11 protein-coding genes are annotated in these 16,375 nt (G+C 60.1%); 3 read left to right on the top strand and 8 right to left on the bottom strand.

Annotated features, from left to right (window positions below; all coding sequences use genetic code 11):
- Positions 1–1,650, bottom strand: a complete 1,650-nt coding sequence (locus tag ABSE61_RS12060; protein WP_423871336.1) for an outer membrane beta-barrel protein — start codon at positions 1,648–1,650, stop codon at positions 1–3.
- A 450-nt stretch (positions 1,651–2,100) separates the two neighbouring features.
- On the opposite strand from ABSE61_RS12060, the gene ABSE61_RS12055 reads away from it, so the two are divergent.
- From ABSE61_RS12055 to ABSE61_RS12045, 3 genes are read left to right on the top strand one after another with little or no spacing between them, the layout of a single operon-like run.
- Entirely contained in the window at positions 2,101–2,697 is a 597-nt protein-coding gene (locus ABSE61_RS12055) for a hypothetical protein (protein ID WP_423871335.1), read from the top strand.
- A gap of 3 nt (positions 2,698–2,700) precedes the next feature.
- The gene (locus ABSE61_RS12050) at positions 2,701–4,299 is read left to right on the top strand and encodes a DUF4118 domain-containing protein (protein WP_423871334.1); all 1,599 of its coding nucleotides are present in this window, start codon (positions 2,701–2,703) and stop codon (positions 4,297–4,299) included.
- On the top strand, positions 4,292–5,008 hold the full coding sequence (locus tag ABSE61_RS12045; RefSeq protein WP_423871333.1) for a response regulator: 717 nt from the start codon (positions 4,292–4,294) through the stop codon (positions 5,006–5,008). Before ABSE61_RS12050 ends, ABSE61_RS12045 begins: the two co-directional genes overlap by 8 nt.
- Before the next feature lie 25 nt (positions 5,009–5,033).
- Here ABSE61_RS12045 and ABSE61_RS12040 read toward each other — a convergent pair whose 3' ends face one another.
- From ABSE61_RS12040 to ABSE61_RS12010, 7 genes are all read right to left on the bottom strand, one after another.
- The gene (locus ABSE61_RS12040) at positions 5,034–6,608 is read right to left on the bottom strand and encodes an efflux transporter outer membrane subunit (protein WP_423871332.1); all 1,575 of its coding nucleotides are present in this window, start codon (positions 6,606–6,608) and stop codon (positions 5,034–5,036) included.
- Positions 6,601–9,858 carry an efflux RND transporter permease subunit gene (locus ABSE61_RS12035; RefSeq protein ID WP_423871331.1) on the bottom strand — a complete coding sequence of 1,086 codons (3,258 nt, stop codon included), beginning with the start codon at positions 9,856–9,858 and terminating at the stop codon, positions 6,601–6,603. The genes ABSE61_RS12040 and ABSE61_RS12035 overlap by 8 nt, the downstream gene beginning before the upstream one ends.
- Positions 9,859–9,900: 42 nt before the next feature.
- Complete coding sequence (locus tag ABSE61_RS12030) at positions 9,901–11,124, bottom strand: efflux RND transporter periplasmic adaptor subunit (protein WP_423871330.1); 1,224 nt, start codon at positions 11,122–11,124, stop codon at positions 9,901–9,903.
- 366 nt (positions 11,125–11,490) lie between these two features.
- Entirely contained in the window at positions 11,491–13,143 is a 1,653-nt protein-coding gene (locus tag ABSE61_RS12025) for an outer membrane beta-barrel protein (RefSeq protein ID WP_423871329.1), read from the bottom strand.
- A gap of 94 nt (positions 13,144–13,237) precedes the next feature.
- On the bottom strand, positions 13,238–13,486 hold the full coding sequence (locus tag ABSE61_RS12020) for a hypothetical protein (protein ID WP_423871328.1): 249 nt from the start codon (positions 13,484–13,486) through the stop codon (positions 13,238–13,240).
- Positions 13,487–13,561: 75 nt separating this feature from the next.
- Positions 13,562–14,308, bottom strand: a complete 747-nt coding sequence (locus ABSE61_RS12015; RefSeq protein WP_423871327.1) for an outer membrane protein — start codon at positions 14,306–14,308, stop codon at positions 13,562–13,564.
- A 66-nt stretch (positions 14,309–14,374) separates the two neighbouring features.
- Positions 14,375–16,027, bottom strand: a complete 1,653-nt coding sequence (locus ABSE61_RS12010; protein WP_423871326.1) for an outer membrane beta-barrel protein — start codon at positions 16,025–16,027, stop codon at positions 14,375–14,377.
- Positions 16,028–16,375: the final 348 nt, after the last annotated feature.

Here is a 16,375-nt window from a genome sequence, read left to right as displayed (position 1 = left end):
TCAGAAATGAACGATGATGTCCGCCGAACCGATCAGAGCGGTGTTCTTGTTCGGCGCGATGCCCAGGTTGGAGTTACCGTTGAAGGCGAACCCGTTCAGCGATTTGTAGAACGACACCTCAGGCCGGATCTCGACTTGCGGCGAGAACCAGTGCTGCCAGCCGATGCCGGTCTCGAAATACGCGGTCTTGGTCCCGGTCCGCTGCCCCTCCAGATCGTCGAAATATTCGATGCGATAGGAGATGTTATCGAGCGCGGTCGGCTTGTAGCTCAGATAGGCCACGGCGGTGCGTACTTCCGCGGTACAGGAAATAATCGTCGCATTCGAGCATTGCGCGAGGAACGGCGCGTTGAACGGCATGTATTGCGGCGAGAACGGCGTGCCACCGAGGGTAAAGAAGCCGTTCGGACCGGTGACTGCCGGATTGAGCGCGTTGGCAACGTTCTTCTGGCTCTCGTCGTACATCTCGAACGAGACGTGCCATTTGTCGTTGAACTTGTGATAATAGGTCATGCCGAACCACTGGAGGTTATTGTAACCCCAGACGCCGCTGTTGATGCCGTTGGCGACAACGTTGATGTTGTCGTTGCCGGAATCGGTGGTGTAACGAACCCCGACACTGACGCTCGGGAACTGCGCGCCGGGATCCTTCAGCATTGTCGCGTTTGGATAGAGCGGGTTCGGATCCGGGTTGGTGATGCTTTGGCCAACGTGCCAGGGCAATGCCTCGGTGCCGACCGTAAGGCCAAGCTGGAACAGCCAGTTTTTGGTAGCCGCGAGCGTGAACTCGACGCCGGTGTTGGTGTAGTTGTCGAAGGTATACGTCATCGAGTGCGTATACATGTAGTTGTTTGGCGCAAGCTGGGCCTCGATGTCCGGGATCGAGATGTAGCGGCCGAACCGGATCATCAAGCCGTCCAGCACCTGCGGAATGAAGACCTCGCCATAGGCCATCGGGATGTCGAAGCCGTTATTGAGGTTCTGATTCAAGAGCTGGCTCGAGAACAATCCGTAGGCCGTCGTGTAACGATAGTTCTCACCGTAGATCGGCGCGACGCGGAAACCCCAATCGATGTGGTCTTTCTGTACGGTGTCGGGCAGCCGCTCGATATAGACGACCGCCTGGTCGAGCTGCACCGTGTTGGGATTGTAGTCATACGCCGCTGGCGCGTTGCCGCCCTTGACGGTGTTGTTCGAGAGGTTGCCACCGGCATTGACCCAGCCGTAGACCTGGATGTGGTTATCGTTCATCCAGCTTCCGGTACTGGTATTGCTGAGCGCCGCCATCAGGGGGCTGTCGATCGAACTTGCCCGCGTCACACCAAGGCTGGTCGAGCCGCCATACGGCCATTCGGTGAACGGATAGGGCGGAATCGTCTCGGGCGTCGCCGGCCAATTGGCGCGCCGCGACGGCGGCGCCTTGGGATCGGCTGGCGCTGCATCACGGCCCCATTCGAGCCGGTAGTAGTTGAAGAAGCGCTCCAAAAAGGTCGTGCCGAGATAGGCGTCGAGACACGCATAGTTCTTGTAGGGATCGATCGTGCCCCTGCACGCCGGAACTTTCGTCGGCATGTTCGCGTCGGCTGCTTGCGCAACATTGAACAGGCCCATCGCCGTAAATGCGACACCTGTTAGCAAAGCTCTCTTCATCGAAATCGCCCCAACTGTTGCGAGAAGCAGCACTCCCCCGAGCGCTTGTTCCGCGTTGTTAACGAATGATTTCTGTCACAGGCTCCTGACAAAGATCGATTGGGGGAACCGGGCCAATTAATTGGAATAAAATAGGGGCGTAGTTGATTTGGCTCAAAAATGCCCACACTCGCGCCACTTGCTTGCAGCCGTGCTCAAACTACCGGCGCTAACAGCCCTATTTTGGCTAAAGTCGGCGATTCGCTGCGTTAGTTTTCCTGGCAGTGAGACCTTTTTGCCATACTCGCCGAGGCAGACGCGTCGCATTCAATCGCACTGTAAGACGCAAGTAAGTTTACGCCTATTTTTTTCCTATAAAAAAGCGCTCCGCTATCCATCGAAGATATATGGCCGGGCTCGCTATGCTGCGTCGCGTTGAGCAAAGTTGATTGCCGGACGCGGGACAAATCGATGGACGGGGCAACACAGGCAGGCGGCGCAATTGACGATACGCCTTCGGACAGCAATGGCAGTCCTGACTTCGGCTTTCTCCCTCGAAATCTGCGCAATCAATGCCGAAGCCTGATTGAAAGCTATCACGGCCTGCACGGCTATAGCTGCTTGCCGGATATCCTGTGGAAAGCGGGGCTTGGCCCCTTCATCGAAACCCATCGTGAGTTTCGCCAGATTCTCAAAAAGGCCTCGACGACCCGAAGCGCCAAGAAAGCCAACGACGGGTTCACGCAAATTGCGACCACACTGCTCTCGCTTGAGATTCTAGCGAGCAATTTTGCCGGCTGGAGCACGGTCTATCCGCAGGCCGCATCCACGTCGAAGTCGATTTTGAAACGGCATGCTCGCTTCTCATCGACGCCGTTGATGGAATCCTATTTGTATCCGCCAAAGCATCTGAGTTCGGCGGCGATCGCGACGCTGACGCTGCCTGGCAAGCACGACGTTACCGAGACCGAAGCGTCGAAACCGTCGCTACCGCCGGATGACCTGCACGCGGCGAACCGGCAAATCAACGAGCTTCTGCCGATGGCCGCCTCACCTGTGCCGGGCTAACGCATGGGCGAGGCACGCTTCACGTCCAGCGTTGCGCTCGACCCACGCGAACTTCCGCACGCCAGCGCAAGGCCCTGGCGGCGCTTGATTCTGGGCGGCGGCTTGCCGCTCGCAATGTCGCTTGCGCTGGTCGGCGCCGCGACCATAGGGCTGCTTCTGATCGGCCGCTTCTTTCCGGCCAATCTCGCGACCATCGTCTATCTGATCCCGGTCATGGTGGCCGCCAGCTGGTGGGGCACCTGGCCGGCGATCGTTGCCGCCATCGCCAGCGCCGCGGCGGCGGATTTCTTTTTCTTTCCGCCGTATTACAGCTTCAGGCTCGACGACACCCAGGCCGCCGTCGACCTGTCGTTGTTTCTGCTGGTTGCGCTGGTCAGCGGCGACCTTGCATCGCGGCTGCGCCACGAAAAGGAAGCGCTGCGTCGCCGCGAAGACGAACTGCAATATCTCTACGGCTTCTCGCGGCGGCTGGCGGCCTGCCACACCGTCACGGACCTGGTTGAAGCCATTCAGGGCTATCTGACCGAAACATTCGGCCGCCATGCCGCCTTCTTTATCCCGGCGTCGACAGCGGCCTCCCGGCCGGCCATCGGCGACACCGTTCCGGCCATCATCCGGAACAGCGTGGCGGCAATGATGAAGCCGGGCGAAGCGCCCTCGCGCATCGTTCGGGACGAGGAGAAAAATAACATCTGGCTGCTTCGAACCGTCACCTCGGCGGATACCCCCCGCGGGGTGATTGCCGTCGATATCGGCGGGGCACAGTCCGCGGCCATCGACAAGCAAACCCGCTGCATTGAGTCGATCCTTGGCGAAGCGTCCCAAACGCTTCAGCGGCTTGATATCGGCGGCGCGATGGAGGAAGCCTCGCATCGCTTGAAAGACCAGCTGTTACGCGATGCGTTCCACGGCAACCTGTCGCACGAACTTCGCTCGCCGCTTGCAGCCATCAAGGGATCGGCGAGCGTGCTGGAATCCATGCCGTCCGTCAGGGATGAAAATCAGGCTTTGCCGCTGGTTTCGACCATCACCGACGAGGCCGAACGTCTCGACAGTTTCATCGGCAACCTCCTGCATGCGACCCGCGTCAGCGCCAGCGATATCCGGCCGCATCTTTCCTGCGCCGATCCGCGCGACGTCGTCAACGCGGCCGTTCGGCAGAGGTCTCGCCAATTGGCGGCCCACCGGGTCAACGTCGACTTTGACGACGACCTGCCGATGATCGAGGTCGATTCCGCGCTGGTGGAAGAAGCATGCGGCCAGCTGTTGGAGAACGCGGCGAAATACTCGCCGCCGGGCTCGACCATATCGGTCACGGTCCGCTCGGGAACGGCGTGCGTTACGGTATCGATCGCCGATCAGGGCGCCGGCATCACGGCGGAAGAACGCGCTCAACTCGGCCGCCGATCGTTCCGGGGTGAGCGTCACCGCGAGACCGTGCCCGGCGCCGGCCTCGGCTTCTGGATCGCTTCCACCTTCATCAACTTCAATAACGGATGGATCGACATCGAAAGCGGGGGTATTGGACGCGGCACCACAGTCTCCATTATCCTCCCGGAGGCCGTGATCGACGAGGACGATGTGGGTTCAAACGATGAGTAAACCCACCAATCTCGTGTTGTTGATCGACGACGAACCGAAGATACGGCGGTTCATTCGCGCCGGCTTCGAGCTTCACGGAGGTTTCACCGTGCAGGAAGCCGAGGATGCCGCGGCAGGGCTGCACGCCGCCACCTTCAACACGCCTGACCTTATTATTCTGGATCTGGCGTTGCCCGACCGCCGTGGCACCGAAGTGCTCGATCTGGTCCGCTCCTGGTCCAATGTCCCGATTATCGTCCTTTCGGTCGAGGCCAACGAGGAAGAAAAGGTACGGCTGCTCGAGGCCGGCGCCGACGACTACGTGGTCAAACCGTTCGGCATCGCCGAATTGATCGCGCGCAGCCACGCGGCGCTACGGCGATATTTCAAGAGCGAGAAGGAAAATCCTGTGGTGGTCACGGGTCCGCTCTCGATCGATCTCGTCAACCGGACGGTGCTGTTGAACAACAACCAGATCAAACTGACCCGGAAGCAGTATCGCCTGCTGCATGTGCTCGCGACCCATCTCGGGCTCGTGGTCACGCATGATCAATTGCTGGACGATATCTGGAGCGGCAGCGTCAGGAAAAACATCCAGTACTTAAGAATCCTGGTCCGCGACTTGCGGCAGATCATCGAGCCCGATCCCAATCACCCGCGGCTTCTGATCACGGAGTCCGGCGTCGGCTACCGCCTGCAATCACGATTTGAAGACATCACGTTGGCTTAGTCTTTGCTCTGACGGCCGCTGCCTGCTATTTCGCTTCGGCAGCCGCAACCACCTCAGGCTCAGGCGCTTCACCCAGCGCGCATGTACGCCAGTCCGGCACGGTGCAGTTCGAAGGCCAGTTGCCGCCGAGCGCCATGAACAGGGCCGCCGTATCCGCGATGCGATTGGCCTCGGTCTGCACCCGCACCACGGCCGCCGTCAGATAGGTTTGTTGCGCGTTGAGCACGGCCAGCTGATTGACCTGGCCTTCGTTGAGCTGCTTCTCGACGATGTCGAGGCTGGCCTTGGCGGTGTCTTCCGCACGGCGCGCCGCGCGCATCGCCTTGGCGTCCGCCTGCAACGCCCGCAAGGCATCGGCGACGTTCTGGAAAGCGGTGATCACGGTGGCGCGATACTGCGCCTCGGCCTGCTCCAGCGCCGCTTCAGCGGCTTTCTGTTTGTGGTAGAGCGTCAGGCCGTCGAAGATCGGCGCGGCCGCGGCAGCGCCCAACGTGAAGAAGCCGGTGCCCGGCGCGAACGTCTGCGGCCAGTTGAACGCGGCCGAGCCGCCATTGGCGGACAGCGTGATATTGGGCAGGCGGGCCGCGATCGCGACGCCGATTTGTGCAGCCGCCGAATGCATATTGGCTTCCGCCGCGCGCACGTCGGGCCGCTGATCGACAAGCTTGCCCGGCAGGCTGATCGGCAAATTGGTCGGCAGCTTCAGATGCGCCAGATCGAACTTCTGGCGGGTCTCGTCGGCCGCATATTGCCCGGCGAGCGCCGTCAGGAGGTCGCGCTGCTGGGCCAACTGCTTCTCAAGCGGCGGCAGCAATTGCTCGGCCTGCGCCAGCGCCGCATCCTGCGCCAGCACGTCGGCCTGCGCGGCCTGACCGAAGCTTTGCTGCCGTTTCAGGATGTCCAGCAGGTGTCTCTCGATTGCGATAATGCGCTGGGTCGCCTCGATCTGCCCGCGCAGCGAGGCCTCCTGTATCGCCGCCGTCACCACATTGCTGGTCAGCGTCAGATAGGCGGCCTCGAGCTGGAACAATTGCTGCTCGGCGGTGGCGTCCAGGCTCTCGACGGCGCGGAAGTTGCCGCCCCAGATGTCCGGCACAAACGACACCGTGAGCTGGTTGGTCACCAGCGAAAATTCGGATTGCGGGCCCACGGTCGGGATCGGCGGCACCTGCTGCGGATTGGCGACGAGGATCTGCTGGGTCGATGAGTTGCCGGTGACTTGCGGAAAGAACAGCCCGCGCTGGGCAAGCGCGTTGTAGCGCGCGATCTTGATCGCGGCCTCCGCGGCTTGAAGATTGGGATTGTGATTGACCGATTCCCTGACCAGTTGGTTCAGCGGCTCCGATTTGAATGCCGCCCACCAGCGCGTCGACACGTCAACCCCGCTGAGGAAACGCTGACCGGGCACGGAAGGTGGTCCCTTTCCGGGATCGGCCGACGCCAAGTTTCCTTTGACATAGCCGGTCACGTCGGGCTTGTCCGCCGGGCTGAAGTTCGGTCCCACCGCGCAGCCGGAAATGGGGAGCGACATCGCGCCGATTGCGATCGCGCTTGCGGCGCCCCGGAGTTTCTGTCGCATCATGCTGACGCCGCTAGCCATCGGGATTGCCTTCGGTGACTACGGCCGGGTCGCCGGCGATCGCAACGTCTTCGGCGTCTCGCGAGAGGAAAATCTTTCGCAGCGCCGGCGCCACGACCAATAGAAGCAGCGGCCCGATGAACATACCACCCACGACGACGGTTGCCAGCGGCCGTTGCACCTGGCTGCCGATTCCGTGGGATATCGCGGCCGGGAACAGGCCGACGCCGGCCGACAGCGCGGTCATCAGCATCGGCCGCATGCGCTGCTCGGCGCCGTGGAACACCGCTTCGGCGATCCCCATGCCCTGCGAGCGTAGCTCGCGGAAATAGGTGATGTTGAGAATGCCGTCCATCACCGCGACACCAAACAGCGAGATGAAGCCGATCGCGGCCGAGACAGAAAAATCAAGGTCGGCGAAATAAAGCGCAATCAGGCCACCGCCGATCGCAAAGGGAATACCGGCTACCGACAACAGGCTGTCGCGCAGCGAATTGAACAGCCCGTACAACAGCACGAGAATCAGGAGCAGCGTGATCGGAACCACGATCACCAGCCGCTGCTTGGCGGCCTGAAGGCTGTCGAATTCGCCGGCCCAGACCAGCTGATACCCATTCGGAAGCTTGATGGCCTTGCCGACCCGTTCCTGCGCTTCCGCAACCGTGCCGCCGAGATCGCGGCCGCGGACACTGAACTTGATCGGAATGTAGCGCTGGCTGCGCTCGCGGTAGATGAAGGAAGCCCCGGTATCGAGCGTAATATCTGCAAGCTCGCTGAGCGGAACGTAGCCGTTGGTGCCGGACGGCGTCGAATAGGCGACCTTGAGGTTGCGAACTGCCTCGATGCTGCTGCGGTATTTAGGATCGAGCCTGACGGCAAGATTGAACTGCCGGTCACCTTCCAGGATCGTAGTGGCGGTGGTGCCGCCGAGCGCGGCCTGGACGACGGTGTTGACGTCGCCGGTATTGAGCCCATAGCGGGCGGCCTTTTCGCGGTCGATCTTGATGTTGAGATTGGGCTGACCGAGCAGATGGAAGATCCCGAGATCGGCGACGCCGCGGATCTTCGCCATCTCGTCCATCACCTGGGTGGCAAGCTTCTCGAGCACTTCAAGATTAGGGCCGATCACCTTAACGGAATTGGCGCCCTTCACACCTGACAACGCCTCTTCGACATTGTCCTGGATATATTGCGAGAAGTTGAAGCCGATGCCGGGCAATTCGTCGGCGAATTCCTGCTGCAGCTCTTCCGTCAGCTTTTCCTTGGTCAGGTTGGGCGGCCACTCGTCGAATGGCTTGAGCGGCGCGAACAGCTCCACATTGGAAAACGGCGAAGCATCGCTGCCATTGTCGGGACGGCCGTGCTGCGAGACCACGGTAACCACTTCAGGGTGGCGCAATAATATCTCGCGCATCTTGCCGGTAACGGCGGTGCCGGAATCGAGCGACATCGTCGATGGCATCGCGGCGCGGATCCAGAAGTTACCTTCTTCCAGCGCCGGCAAAAACTCGCTGCCGAGGCGGGAGGCCGCGAGCACGCTCAAGCCCAGAAACACGAGACCGACCGTCACCGAGACCTTGAGATTGGCCAGCGACCAGCGCAGCACCGGCGTGTAGCTCTTGCGGAGCAGCCGCACGATGAAGGTTTCGGTTTCCTCAATGTGCTTGGGCAACAACAGCGAGGCCAGAACCGGCGTCACCGTGAAGGTCGCCAACAACGCGCCGGCGAGCGCGTAACCGTAGGTTCGCGCCATCGGCCCGAAAATCTGACCCTCGACCCCTTGCATCGTAAACAGCGGCACGAAGGCGGTGACGGTGATGGCGGCGGTGAAGAACACGGCCTTGTCGACCTGGAGCGCGCTGACAAAGATCATGCGCAGCCGCTCGGTCCACTTCGGGGTGCCGGAGGTCTGATTATGTGCGGACGTGGGATCGGCGCCCCAATAACCTTCCGAGAGATGCTGAAGCAAGGTCTGCCGGCTCTCGGGCGAGGACTGAAAATTCCGGTAGATATTTTCCATCATGATGACGGCGGAATCGACGATGATGCCGAAGTCGACCGCGCCGAGCGACAGCAGATTGGCGTCTTCGCCTTGCAGCACCAGAATGATGATGGCGAAGAACAGCGCGAACGGGATATTGGCGCTGACGATAATGGCGCTGCGCAGATCGCCGAGAAACACCCATTGAATGATGAAAACCAACAGACAGCCGAAAATAAGGTTGTGCAGCACCGTGTGCGTGGTAATGCCGACCAGCGAGCTTCGATCGTAATAGGGAACGATCTTGACGCCCGGCGGCAGGCTGCCGTCGCTGTTGAGTTTTGCAACCTCGGCCTGGACGCGCGGAATGATGTCGTTGGTGTGCTGGGTTCGTCCCATCACCACAATCGCGGTGGCGACGTCGTCGTCATGGTCTCTGCCGCCGATGCCGAGCCGCGGCACAAAACCGACGGAGACGCTGGCGATATCCTTGACCTGGATCGGCAGACCGTTCACCTGCGTCAGGACCACATTCTCGATGTCCTTGACCTTGTAACCCTTGGTGACGTCGTCTGCGCCGCCTGAGTCGACCAGCCCGACGCCGCGGATATTGACCGATTGCTGCCCGATCGTGATCTCACGTCCGCCGACATTGATGTTGGCGTTGCCGAGCGCGGTGACGAGCTGCGGAATCGTGATGTTGTAGGCTTCCAGCTTCTGCAAATCGGCATCGACATTGAACTGCTTGGTCGTGCCGCCCCAGGCATTGATCTGCACCACGCCGGGAATCGTCAGGAAGCGCCGGGCGACAACGTAATCCTCAAGCGTGCGCAGATTGGTCAGGCCGAAATGCGCAGGACCGACGACCTGGTAGCGATAGATTTCGCCGACCAGGCTCGATTGCTGGATTTGCGCGACCTGATTACCCGGCAGGTTGACGTTCTGCTGCAGGCTGATCGAGGCTTGCGTAAGCGCAAAGTAAAAGTCGGTGCCGTACCTGAAGGTGACGCGAACGAACGACAGGCCGTAGAACGAAGTCGAGCGGATGTTGACGACGCCCGGCGTCGGGTAAAGGCCGACCTCCATCGGGATCGTGTAGTATTTTTCCATTTCCTCGGCGGAAAGACCGGCCGCCTGCGCCGTGATCTCCAGAATGACCGGCGCCGGATTGGGATAGGCTTCGATGTTCAGCTTTGAAAACGCGACAAGCCCGGCGGCGCAAAACACCACGAGACCCAGCACGATGATCGCGCTGCGCGTCAGGCCGAACTCTAGCAGGGACTTAATCAACTGGTACCGCCATCTGTACTTGGGTTAGCCGATAGCGTCCGCTTAGCCGGCATCGCCCAACAGGAGCTTGTTGCTCAGGAACACCGCACCATCCATGACGACGGTCTCGCCGGGCATCAGCCCCGTCAAAATCTGTGTCCAGCCATCCTGCTGCAATCCGGTCTTCACCGTTCGCTTGACGAAATGGCGGTTGTCCTTGGTGGCCCACACCGACATCGTGCCGTCACCTTCCCTCACCACGCCCTCGGCCGGCACCGCCAGCGAACTGACGGGATCGCCGACATGAATGACGAAGCTAGCGAACATTCCCGAACGCAGCAGATGTTCAGGATCGTCGATTTCGGAACGCACCAGTTGCCGGTGGGTGTTGGGATCGATCATCGCGCCGAGCGCGGTCACACGGCCGGTGAAGATCTTGTCCGGATAAGCCGGCACCGTGACCTGGACCTGCTGCCCGAGCTTGTAGGCCGGCGCATCGGTCTCGATGACATTGGCCAGCATCCACATCGTCGAGAGATCGGCGACCGTATAGGGAGCCGGCGCATTGCCCGGCTGGACCAGGAACCCGGGAGCAGCACTGCGAGCCACGATCCGCCCTGAAATCGGGCTTGGGACTAGCAGCGTGGAATCGACCTTGCGGTCGACCACGATCTGCTCGATTTCGGCGTCGGTCTTGCCGAAGATGCGCACCGCGTCCTTGGCGGCCTTGAAGTTGCCTTCGGCGGTCTGCTGATCGGATGTCGACTGGTCCACGTCCTTCTGGGCGCTGCCGCCTGCCTTGAGCAGGTTGAGCACGCGCGCGAGCGTCCGCTTTTGCAGTTCGAGAACGCCGGCGGCGGCCAGCAATGTCGATTCCGCCTGCAGCAGATCGGGGCTGTCGATCGTGAACAGCGCGTCGCCCGCCTTCACTTCGTCGCCGATGTTGTAGAAGGCTTTGAGAATTTTGCCCTGATACTGCGAGAATACCTGAACGAGCAGATTCTCGTTGAAGTCGATGGTGCCGACGGCCGTTTTCAACAGCGCAAAGTCGCGTGCGGCGATCGCTCCGACCTTGATCGAGGCCGCCTGCTTGTCCGTCAGGTCGACGGCCTGTTCGTCGGTTGCCGCAGGCTTGACGGGTTCGATCGAGGCAACGCGTTCCTTGCTGCCGGATTGCCCGTCAGCCAGTCCGACGAAACCCCGGCCCCAGAACAGCGCGGCGCCGCCGATCACAATCACGGCGAGCAGGATCGCACGGGATCTCGACAGCTTTCCGAAAGCACTCACTCCAAAGTCCCCAACTTCGCCACCCGTTTTTATGATGCTGTGACAGCACCCTTATGATGCTGTGTGACAACATCCTTATCATGTTGCGTTACAGCATCGCGCTTACACTAGCCTTACGTACTGTTCGAATTGAACAATTGTTTTAAGACGGTTTCATATAATAAAAATAGTCAGAACAACGGGTTATCCGCCGATTTGCTCAGATATTCTTCGCTTGCCCGGACCCTGGGCAAGCAATTGCCGAAGATGTCAACAACGGAGAATCCGGCTACCCACAACTCTATTCGCCGGCGTGCTTGTCCTGTTCCGCGCCATTTCGCCGGCACCGGCGATCCATGCGACCTCCCGGCAGCTGATTCCCGCGATTCAGAAGTGAATAATCATATCGGCCGCGCCTATAATCGCGAAGTTCTTGTTGGGCGCTATCCCAAGATTGGCGTTGCCGTTGAATGCAGGTGCATCCAGCGACCTGTAATAGGAGACTTCGGGCCGGATTTCGATCTGGGGCGAGAACCAGTGCTGCCAGCCAAAGCCGGCTTCGACGTAACGGGTCTTGGTGCCAGTGCGCTGGCCCTGGTAATCGTCGACGAATTCGGCACGCCAGGTGAGGTTGTCGAGCGGCGTTATCTTGTCGTTGAGATATAACAGGAAGGTTTGGAACGAGGCGGTGCAACTAAAAACCGCGGTGTTGCCGCAATTCGCAAGGCTCGGCGCATTGAACGGCATGTATTGCGGCGAGAACGGTGTGCCGCCGAGGTTGAAGAAGCCGGTGCCGGCCGCGTTTGTGACAAGCGGATTAAGCAGGTTCGGCACGTTGTTCTGGTGCTCGTTGTAGGTCTCAAACGAGATGTGCCAGGCATCGTTGAACTTGTGATAGTAGGTCAGGCCATACCATTGCAGATTGTTATAGCCCCACTGGCCGGCATTGATGCCGTTGGCCACGACATTGACGTCGTCGTTGCCATCGTTGGAGGTCCAGCGCACGCCCGCGGTCAGGCTTGGCGTGGCGCCGGGATCTTTCAACATGGTCGTGCCTGGATAAAGCGGATTCGGGTCGGGATTGGCGATGTTCACGCCGACGTGCCAGGGCAGCGCTTCAGTGCCGGTCGAGACCCCCAACTGGAAGATCCAGTTTTTGGAGGCGGCCAGCGTCAATCCGATGCCGGTGTTGGTGTAGTTGTCATACGTGTACGTCATCGAATGCGAGTACATGTAATTGTTCGGTGCGAGTTGCGCTTCGATGTCGGGAATCGAGATGTAACGCCCGAACCGGATCATCAGCCCTTCCATCACCTGCGGAATGAACACCTCGCCATAGGCCATCGGAATGTCGAAGCCGTTGTTGAGATTCTGGTTCAGGAACTGGCTGGAGAACAGACCGTAAGCGGTGGTGTAGCGGTAGTTCTCGCCGTAAATCGGCGCGACGCGAAAACCCCAGTCGACATGATCTTTCTGAACCGTGTCCGGCAGCCGCTCGATATAGATCACCGCCTGATCGAGTTGCACCGTGTTGGGATTGTAGCTGTAGGCCGCCGGCGCATTGCCGCCCTTCACGGTACTGGTCGACAGGTTGCCGCCGGGATCGAGCCAGCCGTAAACCTGGATGTGGTTGTCGTTCATCCACTGCCCGGCGGTCGTATTGTTAAGCGCCGCCATCAGCGGGCTGTCGACCGAACTCGGCCGCGTCACGCCGAGATTGGTGGTCCCGCCATAGGGCCATTCACTGAACGGCATCGGCGGCGTGCTTTGCGGGGTCGGCGGCCACTCCGGCCTGCTGGCCGGGGGCGCCTTTGGGTCGACCGGAGCGGCCGCACGACCCCATTCGAGTCGGTAGTAGTTGTAGAGACGCTCAGCAAAACTCATGCCGAGCCAGGGTTCGAGACAGGCATAATTCGTATAGGGGTCGACCAGCCGGGTGCAAGCCGCAGCGCCACCTGCCACTGGGGCATCCGCCGCCCATGCGACATCGGCCACTCCACCGGCGATCAGAAAAAGGCCCGCAAGGTGCATCCTTTTCATCGTCTTTCCCAAACTCTTACGCACAAGTGTCCTCGATCGCTTGGCCAGCAAGCCAAAGCCGTGGGTCATCCAGGGGATGGCAGAATGCGAATGCCTAATTCGCCGCGCGCCACATCGGAGACTTGGGCCCGCCGTAGTAGCGCATCGATCCAAGATGGGCCTGCTGCTCGGACGATACCGGCGGCGTTGCCAGCCTTTGGCTGCGAGCCGCCGTCTGATGCGGCGGATTTGGACTGCGTTCACCGGCCTCTGCGGCGCTCGCCCGGCAGACTGCACCAGAGAGAGCGAGAGCCAACAGCGCAATGGCGCCGATTCGTGTTCCCCTCACCGCTACGCGATCCATATCGTCCTCCTGATTTTGCCTCGCACCGGATGAGTTCGGCTTCCCGAACTTCCGGCCATCGGCTCAAGCGTGACGTCAGTATTTCGCAACGACCGGAACTCCGAATTTGAAGTCGAGCCCGAGCGTGACGACCGAGTAAGTGGTCTCGGTGGTGTAGGGAATCTGGCCGTTCGGAGGATTGGGACGGCTGTAGCCGTTGAAGTTGGTATAGCGATATTCGAACTTGCCGATGACGTTGTTGGTGATCGCGTAAGCGACGCCACCACCGCCGGTCAGGCCGTTCGCCTGGACATTGAACCTGTCGACAAGCCCGACGGGCGGGGTATTGGTATGCTGGATGCTGCCGAAGGCGTAACCACCTTCGAAGAAGAACATCCAGCGATCGATAGCGTAGCCGGCGCGTGCCAGCAGCGTCCCGCCCCAGCGAAGGTTGTCCGCATCCACCGCGCCGACTCCGGGAAACGCGCCTGCGTTGAATTGCGCGGCGTCGTTGCCCTTGATGCCGGACCAGAACAGGTTGCCCTCGACGCCGGCGACGAAGCTGCCGCTCTGCCAGTTGTAGCCGATCTCGCCGCCGGCTATTCCGCCGGTGGAAGAGTAGTTGGCCGTGAAATCCGCGAACGGCACGGCCTGACCGGTGGCGTTGTTGACGTTGTGGTTGCCGAAACCGCCACCACCGAACGCACCGACATAGACGCCGGTCCAGTCATATACCGTGGTCGCGGCCGACGGCGCCTTCGCGTAGGGAAGATCGGCGGCGAAGGCCGGAGACACCAGGCTGAGCACCCCGAGCGAGACCTTGGAAAGAAGTATCCGTTTCATTTTTAACCCCTGTCGAATTTTTCGGATGAAAGGCCGGGCGACACGTCGCCGCGGCATTTCCACGCCTCAGAAGTGAATGATGATGTCCGATAGCGCGATAATCGCGTAGTTCCTGTTCGGCGCGATGCCGAGGTTGGCATTGCCGTTGAACGCGAACGCATCGAGCGACTTGTAGTAAGAGACCTCGGGCCGGAATTCGATCTGCGGCGAGAACCAGTGCTGCCAGCCGATGCCGGTTTCAAAATATGCCGTCTTGGTGCCGGTGCGCTGACCCTGATAGTCGTTCACGTATTCCACGCGATAGGAAATGTTATCGAGCGGCGTGACCCGGTAGTTCACGTAAGTGAGGAAGGTCTGATAGGACGCCGTACAGGACAATTCCGTCGGAGTCTTACACTGCGCCAGGAAAGGCGAGTTGAACGGCATGTATTGCGGCGAGAACGGCGTGCCGCCGAGCTGGAAGAAGCCGGTGCCGGCCGCGTTGATGACCTGAGGATTGAGCTGGTTCGGCACGTTGTTCTGATGCTCGTTATAGGTCTCGAACGAGATGTGCCACTGGTCGTTGAACTTGTGGTAATATGTACCGCCGAACCACTGGAGGTTGTTGTAGCCCCAGGTGCCGCTGTTGATGCCGTTGGCGACGACGTTGATGTCGTCGTTGCCGGAATCGCTGGTCCAGCGCACGCCCAGTGTACCGGTTGGCTGGGCGCCGGGATCCTGCTTGAACGTGCTGCCCGGGAATAGCGGGTTGGGATCGAGGTTGGTGAGCGTCGTTCCGACGTGCCAGGGCATGGCTTCGGTGCCGACGGTGACGCCCGCCTGGAGGATCCAGTTCTTGGTGACGGCCAAATTGGCGATGATGCCGGTGTTGGTATAGTTGTCGAACGTATATGTCATCGAGTGCGACGACATGTAGTTGTTCGGCGCCAGCTGCGCTTCGATATCGGGAATCGAGATGTATCGCCCGATCCGGATCATCAGGCCTTCCATCACCTGTGGAATGAAGATTTCGCCGTAGGCCATCGGAATGTCGAAGCCGTTGTTGGCGTTCTGGTTCAACAACTGGCTGGAGAACAAGCCGTAGGCCGTGGTGTAGCGATAGTTCTCGCCGTAGATCGGTGCGATGCGGAAGCCCCAGTCGACGTGATCCTTCTGAACCGTATCCGGGAGGCGCTCGATGTACACGACCGCCTGGTCGAGCTGGATGGTGTTCGGATTGTAAGCGTAAGCCGCCGGCGAGTTTCCGCCCTTGACGGTAGAGGTCGAAAGGTTTCCGCTCGGATCGACCCAGCCGTAAACCTGGAGGTGGTTGTCGCTCATCCACTGACCGACGGAGGTGTTGCTGAGCGCTACCATCAAAGGACTATCGATCGAACTCGGCCGCGTCACGCCGAGGCTGGTCGTGCCGCCATAGGGCCACTCCGTAAACGGATAAGGCGGCGTCGATTCGGGGGTCGCCGGCCAGTAGGCGCGGCGCGATGGCGGCGCCTTGGGATCGGACGGCGGCGCTTCATGACCCCACTCGAGCCGATAGTAGTTCAGGAAGCGCTCGGCGAAGGTCGTGCCGAGATAGGCATCGAGACACGCGTAGTTCTTGTAGGGATCGATGACGCCCCGACAGGTCGGCGTCTTGGTCGGTAGCGACGCATCCGCTGCGTACGCACTGCCGACCCAACCCATGGCGGCCAATGCGACACCCGCCAAAAGAAGTCTTTTCATATTCTTTGCCCCAAGCTGTTGGTTTAAGGGGCGCCATTCCAGCGTCCTTGCGAGACCATTCGCGCTCGGGTTGATCTTTCGTTGTGGGAACAATGAAATCGATAGGGTTTGCTGCACCGTTTCATTAAAAAATAATATCTCTATTTCCAGTTTTCGCGCGATTTGCTCACTGACGTATCAAATGCCTCGCGCAGTGCTGCTATCGTCGGCAGAATTCGTAGGAATCTGCGTAGGATTTCGAATATCCAGCAATCGTTTTTAATAGTTTTTCGTGCTGTGTTGCTTTTTCGCAATATATGTCAATCGACATACCGCTATTCGATATCTTTTCTCTATGTCGAGCGATCA

Origin of the sequence: Bradyrhizobium sp., assembly GCF_049519115.1 — a bacterium.
Taxonomy (GTDB): Bacteria; Pseudomonadota; Alphaproteobacteria; order Rhizobiales; family Xanthobacteraceae; genus Bradyrhizobium.
The sequence above is the reverse complement of the archived record's forward strand: the minus strand, read 5'-3'. Positions and strand labels throughout refer to the sequence as shown.

Coding starts and splice junctions, on each gene's coding strand:
- ABSE61_RS12060 (WP_423871336.1), bottom strand. CDS start 1,650: ATGAAGAGAGCTTTGCTAACAGGTGTCGCATTTACGGCGATGGGCCTG.
- ABSE61_RS12055 (WP_423871335.1), top strand. CDS start 2,101: ATGGACGGGGCAACACAGGCAGGCGGCGCAATTGACGATACGCCTTCG.
- ABSE61_RS12050 (WP_423871334.1), top strand. CDS start 2,701: ATGGGCGAGGCACGCTTCACGTCCAGCGTTGCGCTCGACCCACGCGAA.
- ABSE61_RS12045 (WP_423871333.1), top strand. CDS start 4,292: ATGAGTAAACCCACCAATCTCGTGTTGTTGATCGACGACGAACCGAAG.
- ABSE61_RS12040 (WP_423871332.1), bottom strand. CDS start 6,608: ATGGCTAGCGGCGTCAGCATGATGCGACAGAAACTCCGGGGCGCCGCA.
- ABSE61_RS12025 (WP_423871329.1), bottom strand. CDS start 13,143: ATGAAAAGGATGCACCTTGCGGGCCTTTTTCTGATCGCCGGTGGAGTG.
- ABSE61_RS12020 (WP_423871328.1), bottom strand. CDS start 13,486: ATGGATCGCGTAGCGGTGAGGGGAACACGAATCGGCGCCATTGCGCTG.
- ABSE61_RS12015 (WP_423871327.1), bottom strand. CDS start 14,308: ATGAAACGGATACTTCTTTCCAAGGTCTCGCTCGGGGTGCTCAGCCTG.
- ABSE61_RS12010 (WP_423871326.1), bottom strand. CDS start 16,027: ATGAAAAGACTTCTTTTGGCGGGTGTCGCATTGGCCGCCATGGGTTGG.